Genomic DNA, 24,003 nt, shown 5'->3' with positions numbered 1-24,003 from the left:
ATCACTTTTTGTGTAAAATTACTTGGCTGATTAAGATAGCTTAAATAACTGTTTCCCAGTAGAAACAGATCTTTTTAAAAGAGCTTACAAAAAGTTAGCTATGCCCTTCAAATTCCAGATGCTCCCCTCAAATCCTTCGTTATTAAATAAAAGGCTGATATTTTTGAAGTCTTTCCTTAGAAACAAAAAAAGCAATCAAAAAAGTTTGATTGCTGGATAAAAATTTTACTCATTTCTGCTGCATATAGCTAAAAAGATGTTGGCACGTTAGGAGTCTCTGAAGTTTTTTATCAAAATAGAAATCTTTTTTATTAACAAAAAATCTATGAAAGTTCTTCCAATTCGACTGGGCTGTCGGCAACTGCTTGCAGTGTCTTGATTCCCGGAATGGTCAATAGCACCAACAAACTAATAACATAAATCCCGCTTAAAAATAAAATTACCGCTGTCAGATTATAGCGGTCCATCAAAAAACCAATGATAATGGCGGAAAAACCACCGACAGCTCGACCCAAGTTCATGATAAAGTTATTGGCAGTCGCCCGAATTTCTGTAGGATAAAGACTGCTAATCACCGCTCCATAACCACCATACATACCATTGATAAAATAGCCGACAATCACAGCCGCCGCCACAAGCGTCAGCTGACTGTGGGCCATGACCAACAGATAAACAGACAGTGCAGAGCAGATAAGAAAAATGGCAAAAGCTTTTCTCGGTCCGATTTTATCCATGACAGTGCCGAAGGTAAACATTCCCAAAGACATGCCTAAAATAGTACAGACCATCCAAAGGGACGAGCCGGACACCGACAAGCCCAATTGAGTTTGCATAATGGAGGGTAGCCAATTCATCAAGCCAAAATAACCAGCAATTTGAACTGTTACCATCAAGCTTAGACCAATCGTCTGCCAAGCAAAGCTTTTAGTTGCAAATAAATCCCGAAGCTTTGCGCTGCGCCCTTGTTCCTGGGCTTTAGCAAAGGCGGCTGGTTCCCGCAAGTCGCGACGAATAAATAAAACCATCAGGACTGGTAGCACACCAACTACGTAGAGCATCCGCCAGCCAAACAGCGGAATAATAATTGAAGCCAAGATTGCAGCCAACGCCGCTCCAACTTGAGCACCAATGCCAGCAGTGGATGCGGCCCGCCCTAATTGTTTTTTCGAAAAAGATTCTGAGATGAGGGACATACATGCACCATATTCGCCACCTGCCCCAATTCCGGCGATAAAACGAAACAGATAGACGAGATAAATATTTGAAGCAAAGAACATTAACAATGAGGCGATTGAAAATAAAATCACCGTGTAAGAAAAGACCTTGACGCGGCCATATTTATCCGCCATCAGGCCAAAAAAAATACCTCCAACGAGCATTCCCAAATTGGTAATTGTAGCAATCCAGCCAGCCGCCGTGCTAGAAATTCCAAAGGTTGCAATCATTGAAGATAATGAAAAAGAAAGAAACATAATATCCATATTCTCTAACGCAATTCCCGCTGAAGTAGATAGCAAAACTTTACTTTGATACTTATTCATCTCAATTCTCCTTTTTTAAGATTCTCAAATTGATATGAGTTTACAGAAACTTCCACTAAAATGCAAGAGGAATTTTCGAGAAAATTTTCATTTTAATAATTTGAATCAACTAATGTAAAACAGTTTGCTAGTTTGACTGATTTTCAATTTCTCCACTTCAATTCACGCCGCCCATGGTAAAATAAAAGTTAACTAGCAGATTTACATCACTAAAAATTAAAAGGAGTTCTTATGACAAATCAGGTTATCTTTCGCCATACCCAAAATGACGATTATCCAGCCATTATTCAAGCCTATATTGACGTTTTCTCAGACGAGCCTTGGAATGATGTGTTGACCGAGGCACAAATTACACAATATGTGACGGATATGACGGAGCTCAACACCTTTATCGGCTATTTACTTGAGGATTCTGACACTCATGAATTACTTGGCTGTGCTTTAGGTTTTATCAAACCCTGGTACCAAGGTCGTGAATACATGTTGGATACTTTGTTTATTCGCCAAAAGTATCAAGGGCAAAAGCTAGGACAAACCTTTATTTCAAACATAAAAACTGCTTTACACCACCGGGAAATTTATACGATTTTACTCGATACTGACCGAGGCACTCCGGCTGAAAAATTTTATTTGGCCACTGGCTTTAAACCGATGGAAGAGGCGCTTATGCTTTATCTTTCGTTCCCACCAGAAAACTAGCGTATGAAATCTCGGAAATATTTTTTCTATCATTAACTAATTGAGTCAAAATTACTGAATTACATAAAAGGAGGACTACCTATGAATCGTATTAATTTAATCTGTTTAGGGGTCAAGGATATGGCTAAGTCGCTGGCGTTTTACAAGGAGATTGGCTTTCAAACCTTGGGGCAGGAGAAAAATCCCCCGATTGTCTTCTTTGACAACGAGGGCACTAAGCTGGAGCTGTATCCCTTAGCTGAATTAGCTAAAGACATTAATGAAGTCTCACCGCCTGAACTACAGACTTCTGGTTTTTCAGGCATCACGCTGGCGATTAACACGCGTTCTAAAAATGAAGTTGATGAACTCTTCAGCAAAATCGAGGCGGCCGGAGGGACAATTGCCAAAGCCCCTGAACAAAACCGCTTATGGGATGGCTATTCGGGCTATTTTACCGACCCAAATGGTTATTATTGGGAAGTAGCCTACGGTAAAAATTGGCAATTCGATGACAATAATATGTTGATTATTGATTGATAGGAATGTTCTGTTGTAGTTTTAATCACCATTAAAATTTTCGAATATGGCCCGTAGCAGAATCTTTTACAGAATTTTTACATGGAATTAATACTCCTTCGTTATGCTAGTAGCAGAGAGGAGGTTAACCTATGAACACTGTAGAAATTCCCCGTCAAGTGCGGGTCACCTATGATGTCAAACTGAATATATTTTTAGTCTATGCCAAAAATGATCCGCAAAAATTTGCTACTGGCATTACGATTGAAAAGGCCATTCAAAACCTATATCAAGCCGCTTAAAAACCACTACCGGAGTTTGGTAGTGGCTTTTTTTATTGCCTATTTTATTATAGAAACTAACGCATTTTTTTAACAGCCGTTTCTGCTTTTACGCTTTAGCCATCACAAAGTCTTCCCTTGAAAAATTTTCGTCGGCAGCTGGTAATGTTTTTCCAGTTGCTTTTCAGGCTTTTCAATCCGCTGAATCAACAGGTCCACTAGTAGTTCAGCGAAATCCGTTAATGGCTGCACGATTGTCGAAAGCTGAGGAAAATATGTTTGGACAAATTTGGTGCCATCATAACCCATGATTTTCATTTCGGATGGGACTTGGATGTGTAATTCTTGGCAGAGATTGTAGACTAAGATGGCGGTCAAATCATCGGTGCAAAAAATACTGTCAAACTCCTCTGTTTCTAAAAGCCGTTTGATTTCAACGCTTTTCAAAGTAGCGGAGCGGGTCTGCATTTGCAGCTGGAAAATTTGTGGCTCTATTTGCTTTTCCGCTAGGAAGCTGAGATAACCGTTTAAGCGTTCATTCGTAGGGGAATCGGATTTTTGACTGCCCGTGAGAATAGCAATTTTTTTAGCTCCATGAAGATACAAATTTTCTGCTGCAAGATAGCCACCACGAAAATTGTCACTACCGACAATGGGAATGCCCTCTGCCAAATAGCGGTCAAAGGAGACAATCGGCAGCTCGATATTTTCATATTCTTGAATTCCTAAATTATGGGCACCGGCGATAATGCCATCAACTTTATTAGCCGCCAGCATATTAATATAATTACGTTCTTTCTCTTTATTGTCAGCACTGTCGCAAAGAATTGTTTTATAGCCGAGCTCAAATAACTTGGTCTCGATTTTTTCAACCAACTCCCCGTAAAATGGATTGGCGACAGTTGGAAAAATGACACCAATGAGCTGGGTATTTTTCCCCTGTAGCGAGCGGGCCAGCGAATTCGGCTGATAATTTAATTCCTTCATCGCCTGTTGTACCTTATCAATTGTTTTTTGGCTTAAAGAACCGTAATTGTTAATCACCCTAGAAACTGTCGTTGCTGAAACACCAGCCCTTTTGGCGACATCTGTTAATTTAACTACCATACAGGCACCTCTTATTTCATTTTGCGCAAGGACCAAAGCTGACCGCTGTAGCTGATTTTTTCGCCGGAAAGATAGATGCTGCTTTGACTGCTGGTTGGGAACACCCGTGCCGTTGCAACCTGCTGTCCGTCATTGATAAAAATTTCTACTACCGAAGCATCGACAAAAATTTGCAACGCTAATTCGCCGGTGGCAATCTCAAAATGACGGGTTACACCAAACTCTTCGCCAAATGTCAATCCGCTTTGTCCACGATTTATGGTCATTGTACCACGGACGGTATCAAAATGAATGCTAAATTTATGGCCTGCTTCATCTGCGAATAAATCTAGTTGACCGACAGCACCGGCCGCTAAGTTAAGCTTCAATTCATATTGATGAGGCATGGGTCCGGCGATTTTTTCAGAATCATTTGAAATAGTTCCAGAAAAGTCTGTCTGTGTTTCTCGCAATTCCTGCATTTCTGCTACGGGTTGTTGCAGTAGTTGCTCGTTAACGATTTTAAATTCCTTAACGATGCTTAAGCAATGAGCCCAACCGTCTTGGTCGCTGGGATAATCAATTTCCGGCAGGCCAATCCAACTGACTCCTAAAGCGCGGCCATCTGGTGCATTAAAAACTTGGGTCGCATAGACTTCAAAGCCTTCATCTAGATTTTTTAGCGGCGTCGCATCGAGAATTTTATTTTCCGTCAGCTTAAATTCACTCCCCATCACATATGTATTGGGATAAATATTTTGATAAGCAAATGTATCTTGAGCCAATCCCTGCGGGCAAAACAGTAGGACTGGCCGTCCCTCTATAAAAATTAAGTTCGGACATTCCACCATAAAGCCCATTTCTTCTTTTGTATAATCCAACTCGCCTAATAACTGCCAGTCTTTTAAGTTTTCTGATTGATAGGTTAAAACTTTTCCCTTCAACTCTTGATCTTGCGCTCCTAACAGCATCAAGTAGGAATCTTCGTAAGCAAACACCTGCGGGTCACGAAAATGATCAGTGTAGTTGGGATCTGGACTGATTAAAGGCGCTGAAATTTTTTCAATCTGATTGTCTTGATTCAGCCAAGCACCCATCTGATAAGATTGGCGCTGCCAGTTCTCATCACGAACATTGCCGGTATAGGCTAAAAATAATTGATTGCCGACTGGTAGCGCTGAACCAGAATACACTCCGTGGCTGTCAAACTCACTATCTGGCAATAAGGCGATGCCCTCCGGTTTCCAGTCCACCAAATTTTCTGATGTTAAATGAAACCAAGATTTTAATCCGTGGATTGGTCCCAAAGGAAAAGCTTGGTAAAATAATTGCCATTTGCCATTGTAAAAGGAAAAACCATTGGGATCATTCAGCAACCCCGTCTCCGGTTGAATGTGATAACCCAAACGCCATGGTGATTGAGTCACCTTTTCTTTTAATTCAGCTAAATAAGCAGAGCTCCACTGGTCATATTTTTGATAACGTAGCGCCTGTGTCCAATCTGTAATCAATGTCATTTTTATATTCCCCTTTTTTTGCTTTAACAGCTTCTTCGTAATCGTCTTCTTTTTTGTATCATAGCTTGCTTAACAAAAAATGTCAAACGTATAACAAAACAACCCAAGAATATTTCCTTTTACAACAGAATATCAAAAAGAATTTTAAAAAAGTAAAAAAATTTTTTTGATAAACGTTTGACAATTTTGAAAAACCATGGCATACTGTTGTCAAATAAAAGCGATTACAGTTTAAGGGGGAAATAAAATGAATTATAAAAAAGTCGCTGAAGAGATTGTCGCAGCTCTTGGGGAATATAATGTACAGGCAGCAGCTCATTGTGCCACACGATTGCGCTTAGTCTTAAAGGATACGGATAAAATTGACCAACAGGCTCTAGACAATAACGATGATGTCAAGGGAACCTTTTTAGCCAACGGCCAGTATCAAATTATCATTGGCCCCGGGGATGTCAACCATGTCTATAAAGAATTTATTCAATTAACCGGCGTTGGCGAAGCTTCTACCGACGATTTGAAAGCGGTGGCAGCTAATCAGAAAAAATTAAATCCAGCAATGGCTTTGATTAAAGTCTTATCGGATATTTTCGTACCAATCGTGCCAGCCTTAGTTGCAGGCGGTTTATTGATGGCTATCAATAATGTGCTAACTGCTCAAAATCTATTTGGCCCGCAATCCGTCGTTGAAATGGTTCCCGCTCTGGCTGATATTGCCGGCATTATTAATTTGATGGCCTCTGCCCCCTTTGCCTTTCTGCCGATTTTAGTCGGCTTCTCGGCAACACGCCGCTTTGGTGGTAACCCTTATCTCGGTGCAGCCATGGGTATGGTGATGGTCATGCCGGATTTAGTTAACGGTTATGGCGTCGCCAATGCAATTGTCGATGGCAGCATGCCTTATTGGGATATTTTTGGTTTAAACGTAGCCCAAGCAGGCTACCAAGGTTCCGTTTTACCCGTCTTAGCAGTGGCGTGGATTTTGGCAACGTTAGAGAAATTCTTCCACAAAAAAATCCCAGCTGCTTTTGATTTTACCTTTACGCCAATGTTGGCTTTAATCATCACCGGCTTTTTAACTTTTATCGTTGTAGGACCAGTTATGCGAACGGTCTCTGATGGTTTAACTGACGCTTTAGTTTGGTTATATGAAACAACTGGCGCTCTTGGTCTCGGTGTGTTCGGTCTCTTCTATTCACCGATTGTCATCACCGGTCTGCACCAAAGCTTCCCAGCAATTGAAACAACTTTACTGGCAGACGTAGCTCGTACCGGCGGCTCCTTTATTTTCCCGGTCGCTTCGATGGCAAACGTGGCCCAAGGTGGCGCAGCTCTAGCTGTCTTCCTCTTAACTAAAAATGAAAAGCAAAAAAGCTTGGCCTCTTCTGCAAGTATTTCGGCCCTTTTAGGAATTACCGAACCAGCCATTTTCGGAGTCAATTTAAAATTAAAATTCCCGTTTATCTGCGGGATGATTGCTGCTGGAATTTCCAGCGCCTTTATCGGCTTCTTCCATGTACTTTCAGTAGCCATGGGACCTGCTAGCGTTATTGGTTTCATTTCAATTTCTGCTTCTTCCATTCCCTTCTTTATGATGGGAATTGCAATTAGTTTAGTCTTAGGCTTTGGTTTCACCTTTATCTACGGCCGCAATAAAATGAATGAACCCGTTGCAGTCGATGTTGAAAATCCAACGGCTTTAGCTGTCAATGAAACTCCGCAAAATAAAGAAATTTTGCCGCAGGATGAAACGATTGCTGCAGCAGTCAGTGGGAGTGTTGTTTCATTAAAAGATGTCAATGATCCGGTTTTCTCAACCGAAATGATGGGCAAAGGTGTTGCCATCAAACCAACTGACAATACCATCTACGCACCAGCGGATGGACAGTTGACCGTGGCTTATGATTCTAAACACGCTTATGGCATCGAAACGGATACCGGCGCCGAAATTTTAATTCACATTGGCATCGACACCGTGAATTTAAACGGGGCGCATTTTACTAGCGCTAAAAAACAAGGGGACCTAGTGAAAAAAGGCGATGTCTTGGGTACCTTTAATTCAAAAGAAATTCAAGCGGCGGGCTATGATGACACCGTGATGATGATTATTACAAATTCGATGGCCTATGGCGACGTTGAGGTCTTGGATAAAACCTCAGTAGCCGCCGGTGAAAATATTTTAGCAGTGAGTGCAGCCTATGAAGAAGACTAATTGGTGGAAAAATGCCGTCTTTTATCAAATTTACCCCCGCAGTTTCCAAGATACGAATAACGACGGCATCGGTGACTTGCCAGGCATTACCCAAAGGCTAGATTATCTAGCCTTTTTGGGAGTCGAAGCACTTTGGCTGAGTCCTGTTTATGCCTCGCCAAATGATGATAACGGCTACGATATCAGCGACTATCAAAAAATCGGCTCAGAATACGGCAGCATGCAGGACATGGATGAGCTGATAGCAAAAGCTCAGGAAAAAAATATAAAAATCATTATGGATTTAGTTGTGAATCACACCTCTGATGAACATCCTTGGTTTCAAGCTGCGCTGGCCGGACCAGAAAATCCATATCATGATTTTTATGTCTGGCGCAAAGGTATTGACGGTCAAGTGCCAAATGAATTGCTGTCAAATTTCGGTGGCTCAGCTTGGTCTTATGTGCCAGCTCTGGATGAATATTACTTGCATTTGCATTCAAAAAAACAACCGGATTTAAATTGGGAAAATCCCAAAATGCGTCAGGCGATTTATCAGATGATGAATTTTTGGCTAGCAAAAGGCATTGGCGGCTTCCGTCTCGATGTGATTGATTTAATTGGCAAAGAACCAGATCAATTGATTACTAAAAATGGACCAAAACTACACGAATTATTACAGGAAATGAATCAAGCAACCTTTGGGAATTATGATGTTGTCACGGTTGGCGAAACTTGGGGGGCGACTCCCGAAATCGCCCAATTGTATTCCGATGAGCAGCGGGAAGAGCTGTCGATGGTTTTCCAATTTGAACACATTAACTTAGATAAACAGGCCGGCCAAAGAAAATGGGATTTAAAAGCTTTAGAGCCTCAAGAATTGCATGCAGTCTTTTCAAAATGGCAGACTGAATTAGCCGGTAAAGGTTGGAATTCTTTGTTTTGGAATAATCACGACCTGCCCCGAATTATTTCCCGTTGGGGCAACGATCAAGAATATCGCGAGCTCAGCGGCAAAATGCTGGCAATTTATTTACATTTTATGCAGGGCACGCCCTATATTTATCAAGGGGAAGAAATCGGCATGATCAATTATCCAGTTACCGATATTGCTGAAGTCGACGATATTGAAAGTCGACGGATGTATGCAGAACGTTCTGCCGCTGGCTACTCAAAAGAAGAGATGCTCACTTCGATTAACGCCAAGGGCCGAGACAACGCCCGCCATCCGATGCAATGGAATGACGGTCCCAATGCTGGCTTTAGCCAAGGGACACCGTGGCTGCCGGTGGGAGATTCCAGTGAAATCAATGTTGACGCTGCTTTAGCAGATAAACACTCATTGTTCTATACTTACAAACGCCTGATTGAGCTAAGAAAAAAAGAAACAACGATAATTGACGGTGACTATCAAGTTATTGAAACCAATAATCCGCTAGTCTTAGCTTATCAGCGACAATTGGGTAGTGATAAAATTTTAGTGGTAGTGAACTTTTCAAAAGAGGTTCAATCTTATCAATTCATTGAAAATCCACAAATAAAAGCTTGGCTGATTACAAATTATCAAGAGCAACTGACAAATCAGCTGCAACCTTATGAAGCATTTGCCCTTAAAATTTTATAAAAATAAGTGGCTGTGACATTAGTTAAAACAGAACTGATTTCCCGAAGAACATCTGGTACGCACTACCAAATGCAATCTCATTCGGGAATCCATCTGTTCGTAAGACTAATGTCACAGCCATTTTTTATTCCTTAGTAAAATGTAAAGCCATCACAGCAAAATCTTCTTTTAAGCGGGGAATTAGAATCCCCGCCTGATTGAATTCAGCACCGCTAGCCACTTCGCCAGTTGCATCATTGCGGTACATCGCTTCGGCATCTAGATAATGCAATTTCAAATAATTTGCAGGAACTGCCGGCTGCGCTAAGCCATTGGAATAAATCAACAAAGCTTCTTTTTGATTTTTAAAGAGCCAAGCCGTCGCAAATTGCTGAGCTGTTGGTGCCAACAGACGATAGAACTCGCCAAATTGCAACAGCTTACGATGCTTTTTATAAAAGGCAATTTGCTCTTGAATTTTTTCTAAATCAGTGGGCGTTTGCTTACTGATATCTAGCTCATAACCAAAATTTCCACTCATGGCAATCCAGCCCCGTGTTTCCAGCGGTGTTATCCGCCCTACTTGATGATTCGGCACATCAGAGACATGGGCCCCCATCATAATCGGTGGATATAAATAGCTGTACCCATATTGTATGCTCGTACGACAGATGGCATCAGAATTATCACTGGTCCAAGTTTGCGGCATGTAGGCCATCATGCCAGGATCAAAACGACCGCCACCACTAGAACAATTTTCAAACAAAACTTGTGGAAACTGTTGAATTAAGCTATCTAAAATCCGATACAAACCTAACACATAACGATGACTGATTTCTTTTTGCTGCTGTGGAGGTAAAACGAGATTACCCACCTCAGTTAAATGGCGGTTCATATCCCATTTAACATAGTCGATGGCTCCAGTGGCTAAATGCTGACTCAAAGCCGCAATAACAAAATCTTGAACCTCAGATCGACTTAAATCTAAGACTAGCTGCTGACGCCCTTCTGTTAATGGATAGTCAGGCACCTGCAACGCCCAATCAGGATGGGCGGCAAACAAATCGCTATTTTTTGAAATCATTTCCGGTTCAAACCAAAGTCCAAATTTCAGACCTAATTTGTGGACCTCATCAGCTAAGCCCGTGATGCCATGGGGTAGTTTATCTTCATTGACCTGCCAATCACCTAATGAAGTGGTGTCATCATTGCGCTGACCAAACCAACCATCATCTAAGACAAATAATTCTATACCCAGCTGACTGGCAATTTTTGCCTGTTGAATTAATTCTTCCTCCGCCAAGTCAAAATAATTGGCCTCCCACGTATTTAACAAAATCGGTCGCTCCGCTTTGGCGAAAGTTTGCGGCACTAAATATTCTTGATAAACTTGATGGAAGGTTTGCGACATTCCGTTAAAGCCCTTTTGACTATAATTTATAACGACTTCTGGTGTTTGAAAACTAGTCTGCGGATTCAATTGCCATTCAAAGGTCTCCGGCTGAATCCCCATTTGCAGCCGGCTTGAGCCATACTGCTCCACTTCGACCTGCGCTGCAAAATTGCCGCTATAAACTAAATGAAAGCCAAAGACTTCCCCAGAAAATTCTGTTGTGCAGGCATCCGCCAAAGCGATAAAGGGCTGATGCTGCGGGCTGCTGGTGCCGCGACTGCTTTCGATTTTTTGAATTCCGGGATGGAGCGCCTGCCGATGCAGATTGGCTTCATTTGTGTGGGAGCCGTTCAAGGTAATCAGCTCAAAATCATTTCTAGGAAAATCCAGCTGCACCGAGCCGGCATTCTCTAGAAAAACGGCTTGGTTGCCGTTGTTTTCAAATAAAACATTGCGGGTAAGGACCGGAAATTTTTCATATAAATTATAGACCAAGGTCATTTGCAACTGGCTGATGTCATCTACGAGCTGAATTTCTAATGTCGTCACCTCAGTCTTGCCGCCTTTTAAAGCCGGTAGACCAGCTAGAGGTTGCTTGCCTTGATAAATTTTATGACTAGCATAGCTGAAGTCGGTCACATTGGTACCGTTCGCTAGACGAATTTGATAATTGGCGATTCGGTGGTCGCCATTTCCCTGCGTGCTGGTTTCTAATGGTAGTGCATTGAGGGATAGACCCCGCTCTTCAGGAAAAGGATTGGTCGCAAACCCTCGGTCAATGAATTGTAAATGATTGCTGCCATGATAACTAGGCAGCCTAGAACCGAAATAGCGGTGGGTCAGATATTTTTCTCTTTCCACCCCAATTACGTAGCTCAGCTGCTGATTTTGCAGATGGAAAAAATTTCCTGTCTCTTGATGGAAAATTGGCATTTTCTTTACCTCCAAGTTTGTATATACTATTTATATAATGAGGATAAGCAAGATACTGGTTGGCCGCAAGAAGAAATAATTGTGGAGGTGGGTAAAAAATTGCAGCAGTTCGTCAAACGATTTCATTATTTATCGCCCCAAAATTTACCTTACATCCAAGGTGCAGGCCGCAGTCAAGGCCACGCTAATTATTTTTGGGACGGTACTGCCCGCAAAGACCAGTTGGTGGTGTTGCAATTGACCCTCGCCGGTGAAGGGCAGCTAAACAGCGGCGGCAAGGACATTCCCCAACGGCCCGGCGATTTTTTTGTTGCGGCTATCCCGGGAAAATTCAGCTATTCTGGTACGGATTGGCAATTTGCCTATCTGGAATTTGCGCCAATTTTTCGCCAATGGCTGCCAGCTCCCACACAAATTGGTCAAGGGGCTAGCCCCGCCTTTCAAAAAAGGTTGCTCAACTTGGTAGACAGCTTAGCTATTACAGACTTGAGCTTACACGAGAATGCCAAGCTGGCGTTTGATTTCTTTTTAGATTTACTAGCAGAATTGGAACGGCTGCAACAAGCCCGTTCTCCAGAAGCTGAGCAGATTAAAAAGTATTTAGAGGAACACTTTCAAGAAGATTTTGGCTTGGATGACTTGGCGGCGCTTTTTGCTAAGTCTAAATATCAAATTATCCATCTTTTTGAGGCCGCCTACACCATCACACCGATGGCTTATCTGCGGAAGTTTCGTATTTTAAAAGCCTTGGAGCTATTAGGTGAAAAGAAAAATTTACAGGAACTCGCCGAAGCGGTCGGTTTTTCCGACGGTAATTACTTCGGTAAATTATTTAAAGCCGAATTGGGGCTAACCCCCACGGAATATAAATTGAACAAAGGCTATCACTAATTTTTTATAAACTGGAGGAAATGTACATGTACGGTTCAATCGAAGCCGGCGGGACTAAATTTGTCTGCGCTGTCGCCAATGAAGAATTAGAAATTTTAGAAAGAGTGAGTTTTCCCACAACCATCCCAGAAGAAACAATGGGCTTGGTGATTGCATTTTTCCAAAAATATGCCGCTGAATTAAAAGGCATCGGCATCGGCTCATTTGGCCCGATTGATATTCATCGGGACTCACCGACTTATGGTTTTATTACATCCACACCAAAAATTCCCTGGCAAAATTTTGATTTTGTCGGCAGCATGAAAAAAGCTTTTTCATTGCCGATTGCTTGGACGACTGATGTGAATGCCGCAGCCTATGGCGAATATGTTTTTGGTAAAGGTCAAGGCTTATCCAGCGTAGTTTATTATACAATCGGGACTGGCGTTGGCGGTGGTGCATTGCAAAACGGCCAATTTGTCGAAGGCTTCAGCCATCCGGAAATGGGCCACATGATGGTCGTGCCCCATCCAGATGATAGCTTCAAAGGCAGCTGTCCTTTCCACGGCAATTGTTTAGAAGGAATGGCAGCGGGCCCGGCCGTTGAAAAACGCAATGGTAAAAAAGGCCAAGATATTCCTGAGACCGACCCTTTCTGGGAGATGGAGGCTTACTACATTGCTCAATGTGCCTATAATACGACCTTGATGCTTTCGCCAGATGTAATTATTTTCGGCGGTGGCGTGATGAAACAACGCCACATGGTTGAAAAAGTACATCAAGCCTTCACTAAATTAATCAACGGCTATGTTAAAACTCCGCCGTTGGCAGACTATATTGTTACACCAGAGCTAGAGGACAATGCCGGCACTTTAGGCTGTTTAGCACTAGCCAAAGAAGCCAAGTTACATTCTTAAACTAAAAAAGGCAGTAAGTTGCTATTTTTGAATTTCCAGCAAGGGCTAACCCTTTGCAAAGAGATTCAAAAGAACTTACTGTCTTTTTTCTTTTTTAAGCTAGTCGCAAAAAAAAATATATTAAACTCTTCTCAGCCTATTTCTCTAAACGAAATTCCTGCGGTGATTTTCCCACCAGCCGCTTAAAGGCTTTTGAAAATGTAAACTGGTCTTTATAGCCTACCAGACTGGCGACATTTTGCAGAGAATAATTGGTGTCCTTCAAAAATTCTTTAGCCGTTTCCATCCGCAGATTTAATAAATACTGCTGTGGACTGCTTTCGGCAAATTTTTTAAAAATAGTATGAAGATAGCTGCGGGATAAATGCAGTGCCGCACCGACATCGGTGACATTGTAGCCGTCTGCCAAATTATGCTTCATCAACTGCACCGCCTGATTAAAATGCTCGTAGGAACTGGTTTTGGACTGGCCTTTTTGCGAAGGGTATTCCTGAATCAGCCGATGAAAGGTCTGAAAAATCCCGCTTTGCACTAAGAGACGATGACTCAAATTCAATGGCTGATGCAGACTCTGATATAACGTTTGATATTCTTTGGCAAACTGGCTGCTGGCAACACCTTTTAAATAATGCCGCTCCATTAATTGACTCTGGAGCAAAATATCCCGAACGCTGCTACCGGAAAAACCAATCCAACTATACTCCCATGGATCTTGATGGTCCGCTTGATAAAAACACGGCACCCCCCGCGGCAAAATAAAAACATCCCCTGCCGTTAAATGCGTCATGCGATTGCCGGCACTGGCAAAGCTGCCCTTCCCCGATAAAATAAAATGCAATACATAATAATCCCGCGCATTATTGCCAGAATAGGCGTAATCCGCTGGCGTTAATTCCCGCCCAAAGAAGAGGACATTACAGTCAAAATGTTCAATGCTAACTTTCTTGTATTCGTATAACATCGCTTTTCCTCCCTAAAATATGTCAAAATGTCTTAATTACATTATGACATATTTTACCCACACCTAACCATGTTTTTATACAAAAATTCTTGTTATGATAAATCCACCAACAGTAAACGTTTTCAAATTAATTGAATCACTACATAATTTTTTTAAAGGAGTACGGGAAACTATGACAAACTTAATTTCTTATGACGGCGAGCAGCAGGTCTTTCATTTAAAAAACCAACAGATCAGCTACCTGTTAGCAGTTGAGGATTTTGATCTGGTTAGCCATTTATATTTTGGCAAGGCCGTTGAGAATTATCACGGTCAAAGAAAATATCCCCGGGTTGACCGCGGCTTCTCCGGTAATTTGGCTGGTGTTGAGGACCGCCGCTATTCTCAAGACACATTATTAAGGGAATACAGCATGGCCGGCGAAGGGGATTATCGAACCCCCGCTGCTAAAATTGTTCAAGCCGATGGCAGTTATGCTTTGAATTTCAAATTCACCGGCTTTGAAATGTTTCCCGGCAAGCCCAATTTGATTGGCTTACCGCAAGCCTATGTCGAAGCTGACAGCGAAGCCGAAACCTTGGTCATCACCTCATTTGATGAAGTCAGCCAATTGGAATTGGCTAACTATTACACCATTTATCAAGATCGCCCCGTGATTGCCCGCTCGACTCAGCTAAGAAACTTAAGCAATCATTCAGCTGTGATTAATAAATTGGCTTCTCTGCAACTCGATTTTGCGGCCGAAGAATTTTCGGTAATTTCTCTACCGGGAGCCCACAATAAAGAACGCCAAGTCCAAAAAGAAGCGATTGGCTACGGCATTAAAAAATTCGGTAGCCGCCGCGGTTCAACAAGTCATCACATGAATAATTTCATCGCCTTAGAAAAAGGCGCCGCCGATGAATTTCAAGGAGAGGTCTTTGGCTTTAATCTAGTTTATTCTGGCAACCACAGCTTTGAAATAGAGCGGGACCAAATTGATCAGCTGCGTTTAGTAGCTGGTATTAATGAGGAAGATTTTGCTTGGGAGTTAAATGCTGGCGAAACATTCCAAACACCGGAAGTTCTGATGGTTTATTCAGATCAAGGCTTAAACAAAATGAGCCAAGCCTATCATGATTTATTGACCAATCGGGTAGCTCGAGGCAAGTACCGCAATGCTGAACGCTCGATTTTGGTGAATAACTGGGAAGCCACTTATTTTGATTTCACCGAAGAAAAATTATTACCGATTGTCGATGCTGCCGCTGAGGTTGGCATTGAAATGTTTGTCCTAGATGATGGCTGGTATGGCCAGCGGGATGCCGACAACAGTTCCTTAGGGGATTGGGTTGTAGACAAACGCAAATTTCCAAAGGGTTTAAATCATTTTGCTGATTACGTCCATAAAAAAGGCTTGCAATTTGGTCTGTGGATGGAGCCGGAAATGATATCCATTGATTCCGATTTATATCGTGAGCATCCAGATTATCTGATGGCTTATCCTGGTCGCACGCCGGCACCGAGTCGCAGCCAGCATTTGTTGGACCTAGGTCGCAAAGAAGTGCGGGACAATGTCTTTCATCAGCTATCGGCCATTTTTGATGAAGGCCATGTTGATTATGTTAAATGGGATATGAACCGCAGCCTGTCAGAAGTCTTTTCTCAGCAATTGGCGCCAAGCAATCAAGGAGAGGCCTTCCACCGTTATATTTTAGGACTCTATGAGCTTTTAGAAAACTTAGTTACAACGTATCCCGATATTCTTTGGGAGGGCTGTTCTGGTGGTGGTGGTCGTTTCGACAGCGGCATCTTACACTATATGCCGCAATCATGGACAAGTGATAATACCGACGCTGTTGAGCGTTTGAAAATTCAATACGGTACTTCTTTAGTTTATCCGCCGTCTGCCTTCACCTCTCATGTTTCAGATATTCCAAATCATCAAACCGGTCGCAAGGTTTCCTTAGAGACTCGGGGGAATGCTGCCATGAGTTCGACTTTTGGGTATGAGCTGGATTTAACAAAACTAACAAAGGCCGAAAAACAAGCTGTCGCTGAACAAGTTTCCTTGTATAAAGACATTCGGCAAACGGTCCAATTCGGTCAGTTTGCCCGCTTAAAAAATCCTTTTACCAGCAATGAATGTGTGTGGCAGTTTATCGCGCAAGATAAAAAAGAAGTACTGGTGATGGCCTTTAAAATTCTAAATCAAGGGCAAGAACCCTTTAGCCTGTTGAAACTAACAGGTTTAGATCCGCAGAAAAATTATCAAGCCGCGAACGGTGAGATTTACGGTGGCGATGAATTGATGAATCTCGGCTTTTATTTACCGCAGCAGACAGAGGATTTTTCTTCTTGGCTGTATCGCTTTAAACTTGTTGACTGATAGGAGTGAAAAAAATGCAGTTATCTAAAAATAAATGGCTTCTGACCACTGGTTTAGCTTTAACAGTGGTCGGCCTTAGCGCCTGCGGCAGTTCGGAAATGAGCAGCGACGGCCGAGTGACGATTGAATATTTTAACCAGAAAAAAGAAATGTCGCAAACTATCCAAGAAATCGCTAAAGATTTTGAAGCCGAAAATCCTGACATTCACGTTGAGGTGATTGATGTTCCCAATGCCGGCGAAGTAATTAAAACCCGCATGTTGGCCGGTGACGTGCCGGATGTCATCAATCTCTACCCGCAAAGTATTGAATTGCAGGAATGGGCAAAAGCCGGCTATCTCGAAGATTTAACGGATGAGCCTTACTTGGAAAATATTAAAAATGAATATGCCCAACGTTTCGCTGTAGATGGGGAAGTCTACAATGTACCTTTATCTGCTAATGTTTATGGCTTTTACTACAATAAAACTGCCTTTGATGAAATGGGCTTAGAAGCTCCTGAAACTTGGGCGGAATTTCAAGATTTAGTAGCTGATATTGAAGCTCAAGGCCAAGTTCCCTTTGCAATAGCTGGGTCTGAAGGTTGGACCTTAAATGGTTATCATCAGCTGGCCCTAGCGACAGTGGCCGGCGGTGAAGAAGAAGCCAATGATGTTTGGCGTTTTTCTGAAGTCAACGGCATCAGTGTCGATGAGCCAGACATGCAGGGAGATTTCAATCGTCTAGATTTATTAAGAGAAGCCGGTGCTCTGCAAAATAATTGGCAGGGAGCCGGCTACAATGACACCGTCGTGACCTTCACCAAGGGCGATGCTTTGATTATGCCAAATGGTTCTTGGGCGATGCCGATGATTAATTCGCAAGATCCTGATTTTGAAGTGGCTACCTTCCCGTTTCCGGCTGATGAAGCTGGCGAAAGTTTGACGATTGGCGCCGGTGATTTGGCGATGTCGATTTCCGCAACTTCTGAGCATAAAGAAGAAGCTCAGCGTTTTGTTGAATATATGACCACTCCTGAAGCGATGCAAAAATACTATGATGTCGATGGTTCACCTGTCGCCGTTGAGGGCGTAGTGGAAAATGACGAAGACTCGCCATTAAGCGGCCTGACTGAGTTAGCCTTTACTGACCGCCACTTGGTTTGGTTAGCCAAAGACTGGAACAGCGAAAATGATTTTTACACCTTGACGACAAATTATTTACACAACGGCAACCAGCAGATGATGGTGGATGCACTGAACGCTTTCTTTAATCCGATGAAAGCAGATGGAAGGTAGGGAGTTTCATGAAAATAAAAGAGTTTTTAAACCGTTATTGGGCCGTCATCTTTGTTGCAATTCCAATTATTCTGCAAATCGTCTTCTTCTACTTTCCAATGGTGCAAGGAGCCTTTTACAGTCTTACCAACTGGACCGGCTTAACCTATAATTTTGATTTTGTTGGGTTGAATAATTATAAAATCCTCTTCTCAGATCCAAAGTTCATTAAATCAATTGGTTTCACTTTAATTGTCACCGTTTGCATGATTGCCGGCCAAATCGGCTTTGGGATTTTAATCGCCCGGGCCTTGAACTCCAACATCCGCGGAAAAACCTTCTTTCGGGCTTGGTTCTTTTTCCCCGCTGTTCTATCTGGCGTAGTGGTTTCGCTAGTTTTCCGCCAAATTTTCAACTATGGCTTGCCGACAATCGGCAACGCACTTGGCATTGAATTTCTACAAACTGGCCTCTTAGGAACCACTTGGGGCGCTATCTTTGCAGTTATCTTCGTTTTACTTTGGCAGGGAATTGCCATGCCCGTCATCATCTTTCTTGCAGGTTTTCAAAGTATTCCCCAGGAAATCATTGAAGCTGGCCGAATTGACGGGGCTAATGATAAACAAATTTTTTGGAATATTGAACTGACCTATTTATTACCAAGTATTTCGATGGTCTTCATTATGGCTTTAAAGGGCGGACTGACTGCCTTTGACCAAATCTTTGCTTTAACCGGCGGCGGACCAAACGACGCCACAACCTCTTTAGGTCTTTTAGTCTACAACTACGCCTTTAAAAATAACCAATTTGGTTATGCCAATGCCATCGCCCTAGTCCTATTTATCCTCATCGGGCTCGTTTCAATGGCGCAATTAAAAATGTCGAAGAAATTTGAAATCGAGTAAGAGCTTATCCGTTACAAATAAACGGATGAACGAGAATCAAACTAATTTTCTGAAAGAAAATTATTCCTTTAATACGAAGTAGGATTTCAGTTCCGCTTTTCGCAGTTACTCTTCGCTAGTAAAACAATCACTTAGCTAAAGATAACTTGACCAAAACTGTTTAGCGGAATGATATACGGATGAGAATCAAACTAATTTTCTGCAAGAAAATTATTCCCTTAACACGAAGTAGGATTTCAGTTCCGCTTTTCGCAGTTACTCTTCGCTAGTAAAACAATCACTTAGCTAAAAATAACTTGACCAAAACTGTTTAGCGGAATGATATACGGATGAGAATCAAACTAATTTTCTGCAAGAAAATTATTCCCTTAACACGAAGTAGGATTTCAGTTCCGCTTTTCGCAGTTACTCTCCGCTAGTAAAACAAAATCTCTTTGCTAAAAGAAAACTTGAAAAAACCTGTTTAGCGGAATGATATACGGATGAGAATCAAACTAATTTTCTGCAAGAAAATTATTCCCTTAACACGAAGTAGGATTTCAGTTCCGCTTTTCACAGTCACCCTCGGCTAAACAAAATCTCTTTGCTAAAAGAAAACTTGAAAAAACCTGTTTAGCGGAATGACATACGGATGAGAATCTAATTTTCTGAAAGAAAATTATTCCTTTAAAACGAAGTAGGAGGTTCCTAATGAAAACATCGAAAGAAAAAAATATTCCAAAATACTTGCTCTTGCTGTTAGGCGGCTTTATGATTTTAGTGCCGTTGCTAGCAACCTTGTTCAGCTCCTTCAAAACGACCCCAGATATTATGAATAATTTCTTCAGCCTGCCTAATCCCGGCACGCTGGATAACTTTAAGCGACTACTAGAAGACGGCATCGGCCATTACTTCTGGAACTCCGCAGTGATCACGGTCATTGCCGTCCTCTTAGTAACGGCAATCATCCCGATGGCTGCCTATTCTCTGGCCCGCAAAATGTCCAGCGGCAAAGCTTATGGATTAATGTATCTCTTTTTAATTCTAGGAATTTTCGTGCCCTTTCAAGTCATTATGATTCCAATTACCGTTATGATGAGCCGGATTGGTTTAGCAAATATGTGGGGTCTAATCTTGCTTTATATCACGTATGCTGTCCCACAAACGCTATTCCTATACGTTGGCTTTATCAAATTAAACGTGCCAGTCAGCTTGGATGAAGCGGCTGAAATTGACGGCGCTAGTCATTTTACCACCTATTTCAAAATCGTTTTTCCAATGTTAAAGCCAATGCATGCAACCACCGTCATCATCAATGCCCTGTGGTTCTGGAATGATTTCATGTTGCCGTTGTTGATTTTAAATCGGGATTCTAACATGTGGACCTTACCGTTGTTCCAATACAACTACACGGGACAATATTTCAACGACTACGGTCCAAGCTTTGCTTCTTACACGGTGGGGATCATCACCATCACTTTAGTCTATCTAGTCTTCCAAAGAAATATCATTGCCGGTATGAGCAATGGTGCTGTGAAATAAAAGAAACGTGAAAAATCCTCCCTCAAATGATTGCAGCGGGGATTTTTTGTTTTGAGAATTATTCAGGCTGTCGATATAGACGGGACTAAATTTTTAATTAGTCCTGGTGGGTATTTGGATTGTGGCGAAACATTATTGCAGTGATTTCTAGTGGGTTTAAAATAGTTCATTCTGTTATCCACAGAATTATTAAGTTAACTTACCCATGATTCGCTTAAAAATGTTAGGCCAGCCTACACGCTCTTAACTTTCATCAGCAACTTAAAACCACAAAAAGTCCCTACAACGGTTTAATTTCCGTTGTAGGGACAAATTTTATTTACTGTTCAAAAACCAACTTACCATTTTCATGAATACTGAAGTTTTTTGTTTGGCAATCAGCCGTCAGTGTTGCCGTTACCTCACCCGTTTGATTTTTACGGGTAATGACAATTTCCGTTGCACTTGGTGTCTCCACGGTGATGCTGCCAGCTAAATCAAAGGCAGCACTGCGATTGCGGAATTTCAATAATTCAAAAAGCTGTTGAACAACCGGCCGCTGGACTTCTTCTGCAATTTCAGCTAAGTCATAGTAATGGCGATTGATGTTGCGGCCTTCTTTGGTGGCCTCTAATAGCTCAATATCATTTTTTCCAGCCAGTAATCCGACATAATAAACCTGCGGAATACCTGGAGCAAAACATTGCAGCGCCCGTGCCAGCAGATAGCTGCGGTCATCGTCGCCTAATGCACTATAATAGCTGCTGTTGATTTGATAAATATCTAAATTATTGTAGCTCTCAGAGGAATAAATCTTTTTAACATTGGCACCAACTTTATACAATTCCTCAGAAGTATAGCTCAGCTCCTCCGGGGATAATAAATCCCGGGCATCTACAACGCCGATGCCATCATGGGTATCCAGTGTCGTAAATTGTTTCATCGGGCTCCTCTTCAACCAGTTTGCCAAAGGCGCTGTCTGACCGCTATACAGGCTATATAAAGTCAGCATCGGCAAAGCAAAATCATAGATATAATAGTCGTGATCGGCAATTTTCATTTGGATTGAATAGTGCTCGTGAATTTCCGGCAATAACGCCACTTGATGTGTGGCTGCCTCCGCTCTAACCTCGTCCAATAATTCCCAAATTTCCGGTTCAACAAAAAAATCATTGGTGTCCAATTTTTTGATGGCATAGGCAAAGGCATCGAGGCGAATCAGCGAACAACCATGAGCCGCCATATCGGCAATCGTTTCTTGAATAAATTGTTTAGTAACGGCCTTCGTGACATCCAAATCAATCTGTTCTTCTCCAAAGGTATTCCAAACTAATTCCTGCTGACCATCAGCAAAGGTCACCTCTTGAAAAGGCGCCTTGTCTTTGCGTTTATAAATTAAGTCAATGTCGGCTTGTGTCGGTCGATTTTCAGGAAAGAACTCGTGAATCCGGATGAACATTTCTTTATAAGCGGAGTCTTCGTGCTTTTCTTTAAAGTCTTTAAAATAAGTCGATTGGCGGGAAATATGATTGATCATAAAATCAAACATCAGGTAATATTTTTCCCCCAACGCTTCAATCTCCGGCCAATCGCCAAAAGCACTGTCCACCTCCCGATAGTCAATCGGGGCAAAACCGAGGTCGCCCGTCGAAGGAAAGAAGGGCAGCAGATGAACCCCGCCAATCACATCCGTTAAATAATTATCCAGCACTTGCTTTAGTTCTTTCAGATTTTTGCCTAAGCTGTCAGCATAGGTGATTAGCATGACTTGATTGGTTAGCTTCATTTTTTTATCCTCCAAAATTGGCAATGATGAGACTCTCGTATGGCTTCAGCATCAATTGTCCTGCTGAAAAATTTTCCCTCCCATAATTCCCTAATATAAAATGATTGAAACCCTCTGGTATTACTATTTCTTGGACTTCGTTAGTCACATTAACAGCTATTAGAATTTCCTTTTCAACAAGTCTTCGTAGATAAACAATCGTTTGGCTATTGTCAGTCAAAACTGGTTGAAATTCTCCGTAGATGACAACATCACGATAAATACTGTTTTTCCGCAGCGCAATTAGTTGTTGGTAATAACGAAAGACCGAATCTTCATCAGAAATTTCAGATGCAGCATTGATTTCAGGATAATTGGGATTCACCTTTAACCATGTTTGATCAGCAGTTGAAAAACCAGCATTTTTTGAATTCTCCCACTGCATTGGCGTGCGGGAATTATCGCGACTGCGCTGACTGACAGCTTCAAATGCTGCAGTTTGTGTCATACCAGACAATTTAGCCCGATGAAATTGGTCATGGGTGGCGATATCATCAAAATCGCTAATAGCTGTCATCCCAGCATTATTCGTCATCCCTAGTTCCTCCCCCTGATAAATAAATGGGGTTCCCCGAAGCATCATCCATAATGTAGCCAACATTTTTTTACTTTCATTATTGATATCGGCTGCTGGTAAATATTTATTAAGAGAACGTGGTTGATCATGATTTTCTAGATAAGTCGCTCCCCATCCCTGTTTTTGTGTCTCCACTTGACTCTCGAAAACTTTTTCTGCAAATAGTGGCCAAGTCCAGCCACTCGGTTTAAACCATTCCCCGGTTGTCGGCACGTCGATATCTGTATAACTAAAATCAAAAACCATCGAATAAAAACCATCTTCACCAATATATTCACCTAAACGCTCATGAGGCACATTCGCTTCGGCAACCGTCATGCTGTCATGGGGGATAAAAGTTTTTTCCTTCATTTCTTTTAGCCAAATTTCAATTCCCGGCTGATTCAAAATCCACGGGCCAATAAAGGTCAGTCCGTCCTCACCATCTGCGGGAAAGTCCCCTAGCTCAATTCGCTTTTTAATATTTAAAATTGCATCAATCCGAAAACCAGCTAAGCCTTTATCTAACCAGTAGTTAATCATATCGTAAATATCCTGTCGCAAATTGTCATTTTCCCAATTTAGATCCGGTTGCTTTTTTGTAAAAGCGTGGAGGTAAAATAAATTATCCTCTCCCGGTACCAAATCCCAAGCGGAATCACCAAAATAAGAGCGCCAGTTATTAGGTGCTTGACCTCCACGGCCTTCGCGGAAGACATAGTAATCCCTGTATGGACTGGTAGGATCTTTAATTGCTTCTTGAAACCAAGCATGTTCATCTGATGTATGATTGACTACCAAATCCATCAAAACTTTCATTCCTAGTTGGTTGGCTTTGGTTAATAGTTCTTCCAAATCCTGATTACTGCCAAACATCTCATCAACTTGATAATAGTCGGCGATATCGTACCCCCCATCATCCATTGGTGACTTGTATACGGGACATAGCCAAATAACATTAATCCCCAGTTCCTTGAGATAATCTAAACGAGTGATAATCCCTGGAATATCGCCAATCCCATCACCATTGCTGTCTTGAAAACTTTTGGGGTAAATCTGATAGACAACCGCCTCTTTCCACCAATTTTTTTTCATCCTTTACGCTC

General features: G+C 42.0%; 18 protein-coding genes. 11 read left to right on the top strand and 7 right to left on the bottom strand.

All coding sequences use genetic code 11. The features are described 5' to 3' along the window. Positions 1 to 323 precede the first annotated feature (323 nt). Positions 324 to 1,541: an MFS transporter gene (locus tag ORH16_RS08515; protein WP_265458001.1), complete on the bottom strand. Its 1,218-nt coding sequence runs from the start codon at positions 1,539 to 1,541 to the stop codon at positions 324 to 326. A gap of 231 nt (positions 1,542 to 1,772) precedes the next feature. On the opposite strand from ORH16_RS08515, the gene ORH16_RS08510 reads away from it, so the two are divergent. From ORH16_RS08510 to ORH16_RS08500, 3 genes are all read left to right on the top strand, one after another. Then, positions 1,773 to 2,240: a GNAT family N-acetyltransferase gene (locus ORH16_RS08510; RefSeq protein ID WP_265457999.1), complete on the top strand. Its 468-nt coding sequence runs from the start codon at positions 1,773 to 1,775 to the stop codon at positions 2,238 to 2,240. Positions 2,241 to 2,321: 81 nt separating this feature from the next. After that, a complete protein-coding gene (locus ORH16_RS08505) occupies positions 2,322 to 2,759 on the top strand; it encodes a VOC family protein (RefSeq protein WP_265457998.1) in 438 nt (145 codons plus the stop codon). A 131-nt stretch (positions 2,760 to 2,890) separates the two neighbouring features. Further along, positions 2,891 to 3,040 carry a hypothetical protein gene (locus ORH16_RS08500; protein ID WP_265457996.1) on the top strand — a complete coding sequence of 50 codons (150 nt, stop codon included), beginning with the start codon at positions 2,891 to 2,893 and terminating at the stop codon, positions 3,038 to 3,040. A gap of 102 nt (positions 3,041 to 3,142) precedes the next feature. Here ORH16_RS08500 and ORH16_RS08495 read toward each other — a convergent pair whose 3' ends face one another. Then, on the bottom strand, positions 3,143 to 4,126 hold the full coding sequence (locus ORH16_RS08495) for a LacI family DNA-binding transcriptional regulator (protein WP_265457995.1): 984 nt from the start codon (positions 4,124 to 4,126) through the stop codon (positions 3,143 to 3,145). Between the two features lie 11 nt (positions 4,127 to 4,137). Continuing rightward, positions 4,138 to 5,622, bottom strand: a complete 1,485-nt coding sequence (locus tag ORH16_RS08490) for a sucrose-6-phosphate hydrolase (protein ID WP_265457994.1) — start codon at positions 5,620 to 5,622, stop codon at positions 4,138 to 4,140. Between the two features lie 247 nt (positions 5,623 to 5,869). Between ORH16_RS08490 and ORH16_RS08485 the strand changes: the two genes are divergently transcribed. Continuing rightward, entirely contained in the window at positions 5,870 to 7,831 is a 1,962-nt protein-coding gene (locus ORH16_RS08485) for a sucrose-specific PTS transporter subunit IIBC (RefSeq protein ID WP_265457992.1), read from the top strand. Further along, a complete protein-coding gene (locus tag ORH16_RS08480; RefSeq protein WP_265457990.1) occupies positions 7,818 to 9,434 on the top strand; it encodes a glycoside hydrolase family 13 protein in 1,617 nt (538 codons plus the stop codon). The genes ORH16_RS08485 and ORH16_RS08480 overlap by 14 nt, the downstream gene beginning before the upstream one ends. A gap of 124 nt (positions 9,435 to 9,558) precedes the next feature. Here the strand turns inward: ORH16_RS08480 and ORH16_RS08475 are convergent, their stop codons facing one another. Continuing rightward, a complete protein-coding gene (locus ORH16_RS08475; protein ID WP_265457988.1) occupies positions 9,559 to 11,739 on the bottom strand; it encodes an alpha-galactosidase in 2,181 nt (726 codons plus the stop codon). 81 nt (positions 11,740 to 11,820) lie between these two features. Between ORH16_RS08475 and ORH16_RS08470 the strand changes: the two genes are divergently transcribed. Further along, on the top strand, positions 11,821 to 12,630 hold the full coding sequence (locus ORH16_RS08470; RefSeq protein ID WP_265457986.1) for a helix-turn-helix domain-containing protein: 810 nt from the start codon (positions 11,821 to 11,823) through the stop codon (positions 12,628 to 12,630). Positions 12,631 to 12,656: 26 nt separating this feature from the next. Continuing rightward, complete coding sequence (gene scrK / locus ORH16_RS08465) at positions 12,657 to 13,526, top strand: fructokinase ScrK (protein WP_265457984.1); 870 nt, start codon at positions 12,657 to 12,659, stop codon at positions 13,524 to 13,526. Positions 13,527 to 13,662: 136 nt separating this feature from the next. Here scrK and ORH16_RS08460 read toward each other — a convergent pair whose 3' ends face one another. Then, the gene (locus ORH16_RS08460; protein ID WP_265457982.1) at positions 13,663 to 14,487 is read right to left on the bottom strand and encodes an AraC family transcriptional regulator; all 825 of its coding nucleotides are present in this window, start codon (positions 14,485 to 14,487) and stop codon (positions 13,663 to 13,665) included. 172 nt (positions 14,488 to 14,659) lie between these two features. Between ORH16_RS08460 and ORH16_RS08455 the strand changes: the two genes are divergently transcribed. The 4 genes from ORH16_RS08455 to ORH16_RS08440 all read left to right on the top strand — a co-directional run bounded on the left by ORH16_RS08455 (position 14,660) and on the right by ORH16_RS08440 (position 20,537). After that, positions 14,660 to 16,855 (top strand): alpha-galactosidase, encoded by a 2,196-nt coding sequence (locus ORH16_RS08455; protein WP_265457980.1) that lies wholly within the window; start codon positions 14,660 to 14,662, stop codon positions 16,853 to 16,855. Positions 16,856 to 16,869: 14 nt separating this feature from the next. Then, positions 16,870 to 18,132: an extracellular solute-binding protein gene (locus tag ORH16_RS08450; RefSeq protein ID WP_265457978.1), complete on the top strand. Its 1,263-nt coding sequence runs from the start codon at positions 16,870 to 16,872 to the stop codon at positions 18,130 to 18,132. A gap of 8 nt (positions 18,133 to 18,140) precedes the next feature. Then, on the top strand, positions 18,141 to 19,016 hold the full coding sequence (locus tag ORH16_RS08445) for a carbohydrate ABC transporter permease (protein ID WP_265457976.1): 876 nt from the start codon (positions 18,141 to 18,143) through the stop codon (positions 19,014 to 19,016). Positions 19,017 to 19,706: 690 nt separating this feature from the next. Further along, positions 19,707 to 20,537: a carbohydrate ABC transporter permease gene (locus ORH16_RS08440; protein ID WP_265457975.1), complete on the top strand. Its 831-nt coding sequence runs from the start codon at positions 19,707 to 19,709 to the stop codon at positions 20,535 to 20,537. Positions 20,538 to 20,856: 319 nt separating this feature from the next. Here the strand turns inward: ORH16_RS08440 and gtfA are convergent, their stop codons facing one another. Next, complete coding sequence (gtfA, locus tag ORH16_RS08435; protein WP_265457973.1) at positions 20,857 to 22,302, bottom strand: sucrose phosphorylase; 1,446 nt, start codon at positions 22,300 to 22,302, stop codon at positions 20,857 to 20,859. A 4-nt stretch (positions 22,303 to 22,306) separates the two neighbouring features. Continuing rightward, positions 22,307 to 23,992 (bottom strand): alpha-glucosidase, encoded by a 1,686-nt coding sequence (locus tag ORH16_RS08430; RefSeq protein WP_265457971.1) that lies wholly within the window; start codon positions 23,990 to 23,992, stop codon positions 22,307 to 22,309. Positions 23,993 to 24,003 lie beyond the last annotated feature (11 nt).

Origin of the sequence: Enterococcus sp. HY326 (assembly GCF_026157065.1) — a bacterium.
GTDB lineage: Bacteria > Bacillota > Bacilli > Lactobacillales > Enterococcaceae > HY326.
The sequence above is the reverse complement of the archived record's forward strand: the minus strand, read 5'-3'. Positions and strand labels throughout refer to the sequence as shown.